Origin of the sequence: Saccharothrix xinjiangensis (genome assembly GCF_039527585.1) — a bacterium.
Classification (GTDB): domain Bacteria; phylum Actinomycetota; class Actinomycetes; order Mycobacteriales; family Pseudonocardiaceae; genus Actinosynnema; species Actinosynnema xinjiangensis.
This window is the reverse complement of record NZ_BAAAKE010000007.1, coordinates 268425-281839: the sequence shown is the minus strand read 5'-3', so window position 1 is coordinate 281839 and position 13415 is coordinate 268425. Positions and strand designations below refer to the sequence as shown.

Here is a 13415-nt window from a genome sequence, read left to right as displayed (position 1 = left end):
CGGGGTCGGCCGCGCCCACCGCTCCCGCTCAACCGGGACCCTCGCCGAGGAACTCCAACCGGGCCAGCTCGCGCCGGGTGCGCACGCCCGTCTTGCGGTAGACCCGGCTCAGGTGCGCTTCGACGGTCTTGGTGCTCACGTACGCCGCCGCGGCGACCTCCCGGTTGCTCAGCCCGCTCGCCACCAACCGGGCGATGTGCAGCTCCGTGGCGGTCAGGTCGTGCTCGTCGCCGCGGCGCAGCCCGAGCCTGCCCAGCTCGGTGTCCGCGCGCGCCGACCACCGGGGCGCGCCCAACCCGTCGAACACCCGCTTGGCCGCCAGCAGGGCCTCGCGCGCGGCCAGCTTCTCCTTGCGCCGCCGCAGCACCCGGCCGCGCACCAGGTCGGTGCGGGCCTGCTCGAAGGGCATCGGGGGCGGCTCGACCGACAGCGCCTCGTGCGCGCCGGCCAGGTCCCCGCGCGCCATGCGGACCAGCGCGGTCGACCGGGCGGCCACGGCGGTGACCCACGGTCGCGGCGCGCGGTCGCGGCGGCGTTCCAGGTCGGCCGCCAGCGCCTCGGCCTCGTCGACCAGGCCCAGCTCCGCGGTCGCCTCGACCAGGTCCCCGTACAGGGAGCTGACCGGGAAGTCGGCCAGCCCCACGTCCGCGCACACCTCCAGGGCCGCGGTGAGGTGCGCGCGGGCGGCGGCGGGCTCGTGCCGGGACAGCTCGGTGAAGCCCAGCGCGGCCCTCAGGTGCACGGTGACCCAGGAGTCGTCCAGCTCGGTGGCGATGCCCAGCCCCTCGGTCGCCGCCCGGTGCGCGGTCCCCTCGTCGCCGCGGTGGGCGGCGACGAGCGCGCGGGTGTAGAGGGAGTAGGCGACCCACGGCCGCTGCCCGGCCTGCTCGGCGGCGTCGACGGCCTCCGCCGCCTCCCGGTCGGCCAGGGCCCAGTCGCCCAGCCACACGTCCAGCTCGGCCAGGTGGACCAGCTCGTGCACGGCGACCGCCTCGTCACCGCGGTCCAGCGAGGCGCGGCGGGACCGCTCGAACTCCCGCCGCCCGCGGACCGGGTCGGTGTACTTGGTGATCACCCGCAGGAGGCTGCGGGCCATCCTGGCGTCGCGGGACTGGGCGGTCGGCGAGACCAGGTCCGCCGCCCGCCGCAGGTCCTCGGCCGGCAGCCCCTCGCCGGCCAGCAGCCGGTAGTAGGCGCTGCTGGTCAGGATGCACGCCACCAGGTCGTCGGGCGCGGCGGACTCGTGGCCGGTGATCGCGGCCAGGGCCTGGCGGGTGTTGCGGTAGCGCAGGGCGGTGTCGTTCTGGCAGAACCACGACCGGCGCAGGTAGGCCGTCGCGGTCAGCACCGGGTCGTCGCCCGCGCCGGCCAGCGCCCGGTCGCCCAGGGCGGTCGCCTCGACCGGCCCGTCGCCGTAGAACACGACGACGGCCAGTTCGAGCAGCGCCGCCACCCGCTCCGGCCCGTCGGGCAGGTCCGCGACGGCCGCCTCGAACAGGTCGCGGGCGCGCTTGGCGTCACCGGCGAAGAACAGGCACTGCGCGGCCGGCGCGAGCAGGGCCGCCCGGCGGACCGGGTCCACCGCGTGCCCGGCGGCCAGCTCCCACAGCCGGGCCGCGGTCTCGGGCGCGCCGCGCGACTGGGCCGCCGAGGCGGCCTCACCCAGCGCCTCCGCCACCTCGGCGTCCGGTCCGGCCGCGCCGAGGGCCAGGTGCAGCGCGCGGGTCTCGGGGTCGTCCACGACCTCGGCCAGGCGGCGGTGCGCCCGCCGCCTGCGGCCGGGCGGCGCGGCGGAGTAGACGGTCGAGCGCAGCAGGGGGTGGGTGAAGCGGACGGCGCCCGGCAGCACCTCGACGACGCCGCGGTCCTCGGCGTCGGCGAGCGCGTCCTCGGCCGCGTCCGGGTCGGGCATCGCGCGCCGCACCAGGTCCGGGGTCGGCTGCGCCAGCGCCGCCGCGTACAGCAGCGCCTCCCGGCCGGCCGGGGTCAGCGAGGCGACCCGGTCGGCCAGCAGCTCGTCGACGCCGCGCGACGCGGGCAGCGGCAGGCCGGGCGCGGTCGCGTCGCCGTCCCGGGCGAGCGCGCCGGCGAGCTCCAGGGCGTAGAACGGGTTGCCGCCGGAGGTCCGCTCCAGCCGGATCAGCGTCGGGCGCGGCAGCGGCGAGCCGAACGCGGAGCGGACCAGCCGGTGCAGGGCGCCGATGCTCAACCCGGTCAACCGCAGGTGTTCCACGTGGTCCTGGCCCGCCAGCCCGAGCGGCAGCCGGTCGTCCTCGCCGGAGCGGACCGACACCACCACCGCCACGCGCTCGTCGACGAGCCGGCGCAGCACGTACTCCAGCACCCGCGCGCTGGCCTCGTCGAGCCACTGCGCGTCGTCCACGGCCAGCACGACGGGCGTGCGCGCGGCCAGCGCCCGCACGACGTTGAGCGCGCCCAGGCACACCGCGCGCGGGTCGCCCACGTCGTCGTCGGCCCGGCGGCGCAGCAACGCCACCTCCAGCGCCACCCGCTGCGGCTCGGGGAGGCCCGCCAGCGCGTCGTCGGGCACGCGGTCGAGCAGGTCGACCAGGCCGCCGAACGCCAAGCGGGCCTCGGCCTCGACCGGGCGGCACGACAGCACCGCGAACCCGCGCCCGGCGGCGTCCCGCAGCACGCGCTCCCACACCGAGCTCTTGCCGATGCCCGCCTCGCCGGACAGCACCAGCCGGGCGGTGCGCCGCTCCGCCACCCCCAGCGCCTCGGCGGCCGCGGCCAACTCCGACTCGCGCCCCACCAGTGCTCCAGCGGCCACGCTGCCCCACCCCCCGTAGGGTCCGAGACGGTAGCTGGCGCCGGAGCACCGGGCGAGCGGTTTCGGGAGGTGAGGCGAAAGGTTCGGCGGGGAGTCGCCGGGATTACGGCATACGAGCGATCCGACCTGCACCGGAGAGGCGATCGCCTGCCCCGTCAAGGCCCGCTAGTCTGGCACCTCGGTGTTTCGCACAAGCGGAGGTGCCCGGTGCGGAGTTCCCGGAGGTTGCGCAAAGTCCTCGTCACCACGGCTTTCACCGGCGCGCTGATGACGGCGGTGAGCACGTCCGCCGACGCCGCCGGGTACTGGATCCACCACTACAGCGGCGCCTACGACACGGCGGCGACGTGCGGGGCGGACCGCCAGGCGGCCATCGACCAAGAGGCGAGCCTGGGCCACATGTTCTACGCCTGGCCGTGCGTGTACGAGGTGCGCAACCCGGAGACCGGCACCGGCCCGGCGGGCTGGTACTTCCGGTGGAAGATCTTCGCGGAGTGAACCGCCCTACCGGCCCGTGAGCCCGGTCTCGGTCACGCCGCGCACCAGGTAGCGCTGGAGCAGCACGAACACCAGCACGATCGGCAGGATCGACACCGCCGCCGCGGCGAACAGCAGCGTGGTCCGCGGGTTCTGCGCCGTGAGCAGGCTCGACAGCGCCACCTGCACGGTCCACGTGTCCGAGTCCTGCGCGATGACCAGCGGCCACAGGAACTGGTTCCAGCTGCCGATGAAGTCGATGACCGCGACGGCGGCGAAGAACCCCGTCGAGTTCGGCACGACCACGCGCCGGAACACGCCCCACCGGGAGAGGCCGTCGAGGCGGCCCGCCTCCTCCAGCGACGCCGGGAAGTCCAGGAAGTGCTGGCGGAACAGGAACACGGTCAACGCGCTGAACAACCCCGGCACCACCAGCCCGCGCAGGTCGGACAGCCACCCGAGGCTCGACACCACCACGAAGCTCGGCACGAACGTGACCGCGGTCGGCACCATCAGGGTCGCCACGATCGCGTACAGCACCGCGGGCGCGTGGCGGTAGGGGATCCGCGCCAGGCCGTACCCCGCGAGCGAGCACAGCAGCAGCTGCCCCGCGGTCTGGAGCACGGCGACGACGGTCGAGTTCAGCAGGCTGCGCGCGAACGGCACCTCGACGTCGGCGGAGAACACCTCCGGCAGCGCCGACCACCCGTCGCGCAGCAGCACCGCGAACGGCAGCAGGAACAGCCCGCCCGCGACCACGAGCGCCGCCCAGCGCGCGGCGGCGCCCGCGCGGCCGGCCGCGGTGCGGTGGTAGCCGACGGGGCGCATCAGCGCGCCCTCCACAGCACCCGGCCGGACAGCACGGTGGCCAGGGCGATCACCAGCGCGAGGACGAGCGCGCCCGCGCTGCCCCGCCCCAGGTCCTGCCCGCCGGAGCCCAGCGAGGTGTAGTACAGGTAGACCAGCGGCGGTCTCGCGAACGGCGGGTAGCCGCGGGAGTCGCCGAGGATGTTGTAGAACTCGTCGAACGCCTGGTAGGCGTTGACCAGGTTCAGCACGAGCACGGCGACCAGCGCGCCGCGCAGGCCGGGCAGCGTGACGTGCCGGAAGGTCTGCCACCGCGGCGACGCCCCGTCGACCCACGCCGCCTCGTACAGGTGCGCGGGCACCCGTTGCAGGGCGGCGATGAACAGGATCATGTAGAAGCCGAGCTGGAGCCACAACCGCGCGGTGACGAGCACGACCCAGTACAGCGGCGGGTCGACCGTGCCGACCCACGCCTGCGGCTCGCCGCCGAACCAGCCGAGCACGGTGTTGGCGACACCGCTGTCCACACCGGAGAACAGCGACATCTTCCACACCAGCGAGGCGACCACGTAGGAGCACGCGAACGGCAGGAAGAACACCGACCGGAAGAACGCCCGCGCCACGCGGACCTGGTTGACCAGCAGGGCCAGCACGAGCGACAGCAGCACGGTGACGGGGATGACGAGCGCGGCGAACACCGTGAAGGTCCCGATGCTGCTCAGGAACGCCCGATCGGTGAGCACGTCCGCGTAGTTTGCGAGCCCGACGAACGCCGTCGGCGTCACGGTGTTGCGCGCGTCGAACAGGCTGAGGTAGGCGCTCCAGCCAATCGGCACGTAGGCGAAGACCAGCAACCCGGCCGCGAAAGGGCCGACGAACAGCCAGAACGCGAGCGCGGCGCGCCGACCGCTCACCGGTCCTGCCGGTCGATCTCGGCCTTCGCCACCTCGACCGCCGCGCGCAGCTCGCCCTCCGCGCCCGCGCCCTCGCGCGCGATGCGGGAGACCGCGTCCGACAGCGCCGTGTTGGCGCGCGCGGGCCAGCGGGCGGGGCTGGCGATGCGACCGCTGTCGGTGACGAACCCGACGACGTCCCTGCCCGGCCCGTCGCGCAGCGACTCCGCGCGCTCCGCCAGGCTCTTGCGGGCGGGCAGGTGCGCGCCGAACGCGGTGGCGAACTCGACCTGGTGGTCGGCCTGCTCGACCCACAGCCACTTCACGTACGCCTTGGCCGCGTCCACGTCGGCGCTGCGCGCGTTCACCATGGCGCTGAACGCGCCTACCGGCACCGAATCCGCGCCGGCGTCGTCCAGGCGCGGGAACGGCAGCACGCCGACGTCGTCGCCGTGCGCCTCGGTGATCTTCGGCAGGTTCCACAGGCCGGTCCACTGCATGGCGGCGAGCCCGTCGACGAACGCGCCGGGGTCGGCCCAGTCGGTGGGCGCGCCGAGCAGGAGCCCGCCGCCCTGGTGCAGCTCGCGGAGCTTGCCGAAGGCGGTGGCGGCGCGCGGGTCGTCGAAACCGGGCGCCTCGCCGTCCTCGGACAGCAGGTCCAGCCCCGCCGACCACAGCAGCGGCGCGGTGAGCACGCCGACACCGCCGTCGTTGCCCGCGAACAGGCCGCGCACGCCGCCCGCGGTGAGCCTGCGGGTCGCCTCGACCAGCTCGTCCACGGTCCGGGGCGGCGCGACACCCGCCCGCTCCAGCAGGCTGGGCCGGTAGTAGAGGACCTGGGTGTCGATGGCCTGGGGGATCCCGTAGAGCGCGCCGTCGACCGTCTGGGACTCCAGCAGGGTCCCGACGAAGTCCTCCCTGGTCCCGCCCAGCAGGTCGTCCAGCGGCACGACCTGCCGCTGCCGCACCCAGTCGACCTTGACCTGCGCCTCGAACACGTCGGGCACCGCGCTGTTCTGGAGCGCGGTGAGGACCTTGGAGTCGTAGTCGCCGGGGTTCCACTGCACCTCGACGCGGGCGCCCGGGTAGGCGGCGGCGTAGCGGCGCACCGCGTCCTGGACGCCGTCCTCGCCGTAGGCGTGGTACCAGTGCCGCAACGTGCCCTCGGCGGACCCCTCGCGCCCGGTGTCGGACCCGCACGCCGTGGTGAGCCCCAACAACCCGGCAACCGCGAGGAACGACCGACGGCTCAGCTCGGCGCCCATCCCGACCTCCCCCACTCGACCCCTCCCGGCAAGGTAGCGGAACGCGGTGACCACCGGTCGGGTCGTCTCACCAGGAGGACGGGGTTGCGTGCTGCGGATCGCACGAACGGGTGATCGGCGGGACAAGGCGGGACAGGGACGGGGCAAGGCGCGGCCGGACGAGGCAAAGCGCGGCGGGATGGCGGGGGTTCAGCGGCAGGGGTGCGGGGTTCAGCGCACGAAGGGGTCGGCGGCCTCGCGGAAGGCTTCCGGCCGCTCCACCCACGGGTAGTGGCCGCAGTCGTCGATCACCACCGCCTCGCCGTTCGGGAACAGCTTCGCGGCGGCCAGGACCGGGGCCAGGCCGGTGGTGAAGTCCTGCGCGCCCGCGATGACCCGGACCGGCGCGCGCACCTCGCCCAGGCGCCGCGGCAGGTCCTCGGGCAGCTCGACGTCGAGGAAGGCGCGCACGGTGCTCAGCAGGGTGCGGCCGATCCTGGAGTGGGCCTGCTCCACCTCCGTCCACGCCGCGTACGTCGCCGGCGCGGCCACCTGCTGCCACCGCTCGAAATCGGCCTGGTCCTCGCCCCGCGGACCGGTCCGGTAGGCCTCGACCGCCGCGTCGAACGCGGGTTCGCCCCTGCGGTGCGCGGTGATCAGCGCGGCGTCGGAGGGCGTGTCCGTCAGGTAGGCCGCCGGCGGCGTGACGAGCAGCATGCTCGCCACGCGGTCCGGGTACCGGGCGGCGTAGGCGATCGCGACGCGGGTGCCCGCCGAGTGGGCCACCAGGTCCAGGCGGTCCAGGCCCAGGTGGGCGCGCAGGCCGTCCACGTCGTGGGCCTGGTCCCAGAACGAGCGGGCGCCCTCCGCCGGGGAATCGCCCGAGCCGCGGAAGTGGTGCACCACCAGCCGGCCGGGCAGGCCCGCCAGGTCGCCCAGGTAGCTCGGGTGGCGCCCCGCGCCGCCGGGCAACACGACGAGGGTCTTGCCCTCACCGGACTCGTCGTAGTGCAGCTCGGTACCGTCGGCGGCGAGGAAGGTCGGCACGCCCGACCCTAACAAGGGCTGGTGGACACCTGGCGCGGAACCGGTTCCGATCAGCGCTGGGAACGTGACGGGCCGTCGGCTACGGTCCTGCCCATGTCCACCGGATCCGGGTCCGAGCAGCGGGTCATCGGCCTGCTCGGCGGCATGAGCTGGCAGTCGACCGCCGAGTACTACCGCCTGGTCAACGAGCTCGTCGCCGAACGCCTCGGCGGCCTGCACTCGGCCCGCTGCGTGCTGTACTCCGTCGACTTCGCCCCGATCGCCGCGGCGCAGGCCGCGCAGCGGTGGGACGAGGCCGTGCCGCCGCTGGCCGAGGCGGCGGACGCGCTGGTGCGCGCGGGCGCCGACGTGGTGGTGATGTGCACGAACACGATGCACCTGGTCGCGCCCCGGCTGGCGGAGCGGCTCCCGGTGCCGCTGCTGCACATCGGCGAGGTCACCGCGCGGGCCGTGGTCGACGCGGGCGTGCGCCGCGTCGGGCTGCTCGGCACCGCGTTCACCATGGAGAAGTCCTTCTACCGCGACCTGCTCGCGGGCCACGGCGTGGAGACGGTCACGCCGGAGCCCCGGGACCGCGAGACCGTGCACCGGATCATCTACGAGGAGCTGTGCCGGGGCGTGTTCACCGAGTCCTCCCGGCGCGAGTACCTGGCGGTGGCCGACCGGCTCGTGGCGCGCGGCGCGCAGGGCGTCGTCTACGGGTGCACGGAGATCGAACTGCTGCTCAACGGCTCGGTGGCGCCGGTGCCCGTGTTCCCCACCACCCGGCTGCACGCCGAGGCCGCGGTGCGGTTCGCCCTCGGGTCGCCGACCGACCGGCCCGCGTAGCCGGGACGCCGCGGGCGCGCGGGGAGGGGCGGCCGGGGCGTCGTGGCGGCGCGGCGCACCGCTGGTTTCGACGTGCCGGGCGGGGCAACCCGGGAACGACCGCCCGCGCGGTGCGGTGCGGTCCCGGAGGTGCGGAGGAAGTCGTGTTCGTCGACGAGGACGTGCGGATCCCGCTGGACGGGTCGCACCTGGACGCCCGGCTCACGCTGCCGGCCCGCAACAGCGGCGTCGTGGTGTTCGCGCACGGCAGCGGCAGGCACAGCCCGTGCAACCGGCACGTGGCCGACGTGCTCCAGCGCGAGCACGTCGGGACCCTCCTGCTCGACCTGCTCCCGGAGGAGGAGCGGGGTGGCGCGGACCCCAGTGGCGCCGAACCCGGCTTCGACGTGCCGACGACGGCCGGTCGCCTGGCCGCGGCGGTGGACTGGCTGGCGGACCGGGCCGCGACCCGCCGGCACCCGATCGGTCTGTTCGGCGGGAGCACCGGGGCCGCCGCGGCGCTGGTCGCCGCGGCGGAGCGACCGGCCGCGGTGCGCGCCGTCGTCTGCGGGGGCGGGCGGACGGACCTGGCCGAGGACGCCCTCACCGGTGTCCTGGCGCCGACCCTGCTGATCGTCGGCGAGCAGGACGAGCGGGTGGTGGAGGCCAACCAGCGGGCCGTGCGGCGGTTGCGCTGCGGCGGGCGGCTGGAGGTCGTGCCCGGCGCGGGCCACCTGTTCGAGGAGCCCGGCGCGCTCGACCACGTGGCGCGGGCGGCCGCGCGGTGGTTCCACCGGCACGTCGGCAACGGGCCGGTCCCGCTCCACGCGCCCTGACCCCCGCCGTCCCTCCGGCCACCGGGACCTTCACGTCAGGCACGTCACATCAGGCACGTCACGCCAGACCCGTCACATCGAGCCCGTCACGCCGGGCCCCTCACGCCCGTTCCGTCACACCGGCACCGACCGCAGCGAGGGCGCTCCGCAGGGCACCTGCGCCCACACGGTCTTGCCGTCCTCGTGCCGGATCGTCCCCCAGTCCTTGCTCAGGTTGTCCACGATCACCAGCCCACGACCGCGCTGCGGCCCCAACCGCGACCGACCGAGGGTCGGCTCGACGACCGAACCGTCGTCGACCTCGATGTGCACGCAGCACGGGTCGTCCGACCGGTGCAGGCGCACGCTGCGCGGTACGCAGCCGTGGTCGTAGGCGTTGGCCACCAACTCGGTCACCACCAGCATGCAGTCGCCGAGTTCCTCGTCGGTCAGGTCGGCCAGCGCGTCTGCCGCCCAGCGCCGCACCCGCACCAGCGGCGGGACGTCGGCGGCCAGGGCCAGTGCCAGCGGTCTCGGCCCCCCGGAGTCGTCCATGCCGCACACCCTCCTGTTCGAGACGCCTGGTACGGGTGGTTGGTACCCCGATACCGCCCCTGTCATGCCCGCGCGGTCGCGGAGCGGTCGACGACGACCCGATCGACGGTCACCCGACGGTCACCCGGCGGCCCGCCCGGCGGCCGGGCGCGGTTCGCCCGGCGAACCGCCGTTCCAGGTAGACTGGTGTGCTCGACGCTGGCTCGTACGGCAACCGCCCTATGCTCTTGCCGGTCGCTCGATGCAGGGGTCGGGACGTGGACGGGGTTGGCGGATGGCTGGGACGCGGAGTTCGGGTATGCGGCTGCGCGTGCTGGAGGCGGTCACCGACAGCGCGCTCCGGGAGCTCGACCTGGACAAGCTCTTCGAGGTGCTGCTGTGGCGGGTCCGCGACCTGTTCGCGGTCGACACCGCCACCGTCCTGCTGATCGACCCCGCCGGCGAGCAGCTGGTGGCCAAGGCCGCCTCGGGCCTGGAGGAAGAGGTCTTCCAGGGCGTCCGGGTGCCGGTGGGCGCGGGCTTCGCCGGGCAGGTGGCCCGGCGGCGGGAGCCCGTGCAGATCGAGCACGTCGACAGGTCCACCGTGGTCAACCCCCTGCTGTGGGAGCGGGGCCTGCGCGTCCTGCTGGGCGTGCCGATGCTGGCCCAGGGCGACCTGACCGGGGTCCTGCACGTCGGCAGCACCTCGACCCGGCGGTTCACCGACGAGGAGGTCGAGCTGCTCCAGCTGGTCGCCGACCGGCTCGCCATGGCGGCGCACGTGCACCGGTCGCGGTCCGAGCGGGCCGCGGCGGTCATGCTCCAGGACAGCCTGCTGCCCGGTCTGCTGCCCGCCGCCGAGGGCTGGGAGCTGGCCGCGCGCTACGTCCCCGGCACGGACGTCGGGGTCGGCGGCGACTGGTACGACGTGTTCCACCTGCCCGGCGGGCGCATCGGCCTGGTGATCGGCGACGTGGTGGGCAAGGGGCTGCCCGCGGCGATCGTCATGGGCCGCCTGCGCAGCGCGCTGCGCGCCTACGCCCTGGAGTTCGACGACCCGGCGGAGGTGCTGGGCAAGCTCGACCGGAAGGCCAGCCACTTCGAGACCCACACCATGGCCACGGTCGCCTACGCGGTCATCGACACCACGACCCACCGGATGGACCTGGCCCTGGCCGGCCACCTGCCGCCCGTCTTCCTCCTGCCCGGCCGGGAGCCCGTCTTCGCCGACGCGCCGGTCGGCCCGCCCCTCGGCTACGACCTGGCGGTCACCGGCCGCCGGAGCGCCCACCTCGACATGCCGCCCGGCTCGCTGGCCGTCCTCTACACCGACGGCCTGGTCGAGCGCCACGAGGCGGACCTGGACAGCCGCCTGGAGGAGCTCCGGGCAGCCGTGTCGCCGGCCACGCCGGAGACGGCGTGCGTCCGGATCATGGCCTGCATGGTCGGCGACCAGCCGGCCACCGACGACATCGCCCTGGTCGCCATCCGGCACGCCCCCGAGCACGACGGCTCCACCACGGGCTGAGGGAGCGCGCGCCGGGCGCGGCGGCGGCCGCGACCCGCGGTGGTGGAATACTGCCCGGGTGGACGTGCGGAGCAGGAACCACGTGACCGAGTCGGGTCGCGTCGACGGGCGGCCCGTGGTGTTCTCCCACGGCTTCGGGTGCGACCAGAACATGTGGCGGTCGGTGGTCCCGGCGTTCGAGCCCGACCACCGGGTGGTCCTGTTCGACCACGTGGGCGCCGGGCGCTCCGACCTGTCCGCGTGGCGGCCCGCGCGCTACTCGTCCCTGGCGGGCTATGCCGCCGACGTGCTGGACGTCCTGGACGAGCTGGACCTGCGGGACGCGGTGTTCGTCGGGCACTCGGTGAGCGCGATGATCGGCGTGCTGGCCGCGAACCGGGACCCGTCGCGGTTCGGCGGGCTGGTCATGGTCGGCCCGTCGCCGCGCTACGTCGACGACGGCGACTACCGGGGTGGTTTCACCGCCGCGGACATCGACGAGATGCTGGACTCCCTGGACAGCAACTACCTGGGCTGGTCCGCCGCGATGGCGCCGGCGATCGTCGGCAACCCGGACCGCCCCGAGCTGGGGCAGGAGCTGACCGACAGCTTCTGCCGCACCGACCCGGAGATCGCCCGGCACTTCGCGCGGGTGACGTTCCTGTCGGACAACCGCGACGACCTGCCCCTGGTCACCCTGCCGACCCTGGTCCTCCAGTGCCGCGAGGACGTCATCGCCGACCGGCCGGTGGGCGAGTTCGTGCACCGGAGCATCCCCGGCAGCGAGCTGGTGGTGCTCAACGCCACCGGTCACTGCCCGCACCTGAGCGCGCCGGAGGAGACCACCGCCGCCATCCTGGACTTCACCGCGCGGCTGGGCGTCCGGCAATGATGTGCGGGGCCGACACCCAGCTGGACCCCGACGAGCCCGGCGACGGCGAGGAGTCGGCGGTCGGGTCGGCGGTGGTGTTCTCCTCCCTGCTGGAGGACAGCGCCGAGGACCTGTACGACACCGCGCCCTGCGGCTACCTGTCCACCCTGATGGACGGTGAGATCGCCAAGGTCAACGGCACGCTGCTGGGCTGGCTCGGGTACCGGCGGGAGGAGCTGGTCGGGGCCAGGCGCTTCACCGACCTGCTGACCGCGGCGGGCCGGCTCTACCACGAGACCCACTACGCGCCGCTGCTGCGGATGCACGGCGAGGCCCGCGAACTGGCGCTCGACCTGGTGGCCGCGGACGGCCGCCGGCTGCCCGCGCTGGTCACCGCGGTGGTGAAGAGCAGCGAGGACGGTCAACCGCTGCTGGTGCGCGTCACGGTGTTCGACGCCCGCGAGCGCCGCTCCTACGAGCGCGAGCTGCTGGAGTCCAAGCGGAAGGCCGAGCGGGAGCGCGAACGCCTCCAGCGCCTGACCTCCACCCTCCAGCGGACCCTGCTGCCCGACGCGCTGCCGGACATCGACGGCGTCGAGGTCGCGGCGCACTACCACGCCGCGTCCAGCGACCAGGTCGGCGGCGACTTCTACGACCTGTTCCCGCTGGGCGGCGACCAGTGGGGCTTCTTCCTGGGCGACGTGTGCGGCAAGGGCCCCGAGGCGGCCGTGCTGACCTCGCTGACCCGTTACGCCCTGCGCGCCGCGGCCGTGCACGACGCCGACCCGTCGTCGGTGCTGACCACGCTCAACACGGTCCTGCGGCAGCAGCGCAGGCCGGGTGCGCCGCGGTTCTGCACGGTCGTGTTCGGCGTGCTCGAACCGGACGGGGACGGGTTCACCGTCGTGCTCGCCGGCGGCGGTCACCCGCCGGCGCTGGTCATCCGCGCCACCGGGGAGGTGGACGTGCTGGAGACCCCCGGCGGGCAGCTGGTCGGCGCCCTGCCGCACCCCCGGTTCACCGGCAACTCGACGCGCCTGGACCCCGGCGACGTCCTCGTGCTCTACACCGACGGCCTGACCGAGGCCCGCCGGGCCGACGGGACGATGCTGGAGGAGGAGGGGCTGGCCGAGATCGCCGCCGGCCTCGCGGGCCAGAGGGCCGAGGCCGTGGTGAAGTCGCTGGTCGACGTGCTGACCGAGTGGTCGGGCGAGCCGTCCGACGACACCGCGGTGCTCGCGATCGGCCATCCCGGCGCGATCCACCCGGAGGCGCGGTGCTGACCCTGACCACGACCACCGGCGCAGCCGGCCGCACCATCGCGCTCGACGGCGAGCTGGACCACCAGACGGTCCCCCGGCTCCACGAGGCGCTGGCCGGGCTGCGCCTCGCGCCGGGCGAGCGGCTGGTGGTGGAGCTGAGCGCGCTGACCTTCTGCGACTCCAGCGGGCTCGCCGGCTTCCTCGCCGCGCACGAGGCCGCCTCCGCCGCGGGCGCCGGGATCACGCTGGCCAACCCGCCCCGGGTCCTGATGAGGATGCTGCGCTTCACGGGCCTGGACTCGGTGTTCGACACCGAGGGCGCCGCCGCGACCGGCTGATCCCGCCGGCGCGCCGCCG

Annotated in this window: 13 protein-coding genes; 7 read left to right on the top strand and 6 right to left on the bottom strand. The window is 74.9% G+C overall.

Translation table 11 applies throughout. The annotated features are described in order from the left end of the window. Nucleotides 1-28: 28 nt before the first annotated feature. Nucleotides 29-2794, bottom strand: coding sequence for an AAA family ATPase (locus tag ABD223_RS18425; protein ID WP_344037502.1), 2766 nt, complete (start codon nt 2792-2794; stop codon nt 29-31). A 225-nt stretch (nt 2795-3019) separates the two neighbouring features. On the opposite strand from ABD223_RS18425, the gene ABD223_RS18420 reads away from it, so the two are divergent. Further along, on the top strand, nt 3020-3292 hold the full coding sequence (locus tag ABD223_RS18420) for a hypothetical protein (RefSeq protein ID WP_344037501.1): 273 nt from the start codon (nt 3020-3022) through the stop codon (nt 3290-3292). A gap of 6 nt (nt 3293-3298) precedes the next feature. Here the strand turns inward: ABD223_RS18420 and ABD223_RS18415 are convergent, their stop codons facing one another. The 4 genes from ABD223_RS18415 to ABD223_RS18400 all read right to left on the bottom strand — a co-directional run bounded on the left by ABD223_RS18415 (nt 3299) and on the right by ABD223_RS18400 (nt 7262). Then, nucleotides 3299-4099, bottom strand: coding sequence for a carbohydrate ABC transporter permease (locus tag ABD223_RS18415; protein WP_344037500.1), 801 nt, complete (start codon nt 4097-4099; stop codon nt 3299-3301). Next, nucleotides 4099-4992, bottom strand: a complete 894-nt coding sequence (locus tag ABD223_RS18410; RefSeq protein WP_344037499.1) for a carbohydrate ABC transporter permease — start codon at nt 4990-4992, stop codon at nt 4099-4101. The genes ABD223_RS18415 and ABD223_RS18410 overlap by 1 nt, the downstream gene beginning before the upstream one ends. Beyond that, nucleotides 4989-6236, bottom strand: a complete 1248-nt coding sequence (locus tag ABD223_RS18405; RefSeq protein ID WP_344037498.1) for an ABC transporter substrate-binding protein — start codon at nt 6234-6236, stop codon at nt 4989-4991. Before ABD223_RS18405 ends, ABD223_RS18410 begins: the two co-directional genes overlap by 4 nt. Nucleotides 6237-6446: 210 nt before the next feature. Next, nucleotides 6447-7262 (bottom strand): alpha/beta fold hydrolase, encoded by an 816-nt coding sequence (locus ABD223_RS18400; RefSeq protein ID WP_344037497.1) that lies wholly within the window; start codon nt 7260-7262, stop codon nt 6447-6449. Nucleotides 7263-7355: 93 nt separating this feature from the next. Between ABD223_RS18400 and ABD223_RS18395 the strand changes: the two genes are divergently transcribed. Then, nucleotides 7356-8090: an aspartate/glutamate racemase family protein gene (locus tag ABD223_RS18395; protein ID WP_344037496.1), complete on the top strand. Its 735-nt coding sequence runs from the start codon at nt 7356-7358 to the stop codon at nt 8088-8090. Between the two features lie 143 nt (nt 8091-8233). After that, nucleotides 8234-8905: a dienelactone hydrolase family protein gene (locus tag ABD223_RS18390; protein WP_344037495.1), complete on the top strand. Its 672-nt coding sequence runs from the start codon at nt 8234-8236 to the stop codon at nt 8903-8905. A 114-nt stretch (nt 8906-9019) separates the two neighbouring features. Here ABD223_RS18390 and ABD223_RS18385 read toward each other — a convergent pair whose 3' ends face one another. Continuing rightward, nucleotides 9020-9439: an ATP-binding protein gene (locus tag ABD223_RS18385; protein WP_344037494.1), complete on the bottom strand. Its 420-nt coding sequence runs from the start codon at nt 9437-9439 to the stop codon at nt 9020-9022. Nucleotides 9440-9737: 298 nt separating this feature from the next. On the opposite strand from ABD223_RS18385, the gene ABD223_RS18380 reads away from it, so the two are divergent. From ABD223_RS18380 to ABD223_RS18365, 4 genes are all read left to right on the top strand, one after another. Beyond that, nucleotides 9738-10946, top strand: coding sequence for a PP2C family protein-serine/threonine phosphatase (locus ABD223_RS18380; RefSeq protein ID WP_344037493.1), 1209 nt, complete (start codon nt 9738-9740; stop codon nt 10944-10946). A gap of 82 nt (nt 10947-11028) precedes the next feature. Further along, nucleotides 11029-11817 carry an alpha/beta fold hydrolase gene (locus ABD223_RS18375; RefSeq protein WP_344037492.1) on the top strand — a complete coding sequence of 263 codons (789 nt, stop codon included), beginning with the start codon at nt 11029-11031 and terminating at the stop codon, nt 11815-11817. Beyond that, complete coding sequence (locus ABD223_RS18370) at nt 11814-13079, top strand: PP2C family protein-serine/threonine phosphatase (RefSeq protein WP_344037491.1); 1266 nt, start codon at nt 11814-11816, stop codon at nt 13077-13079. Before ABD223_RS18375 ends, ABD223_RS18370 begins: the two co-directional genes overlap by 4 nt. Further along, a complete protein-coding gene (locus tag ABD223_RS18365) occupies nt 13073-13396 on the top strand; it encodes an STAS domain-containing protein (protein WP_344037490.1) in 324 nt (107 codons plus the stop codon). The genes ABD223_RS18370 and ABD223_RS18365 overlap by 7 nt, the downstream gene beginning before the upstream one ends. Nucleotides 13397-13415: the final 19 nt, after the last annotated feature.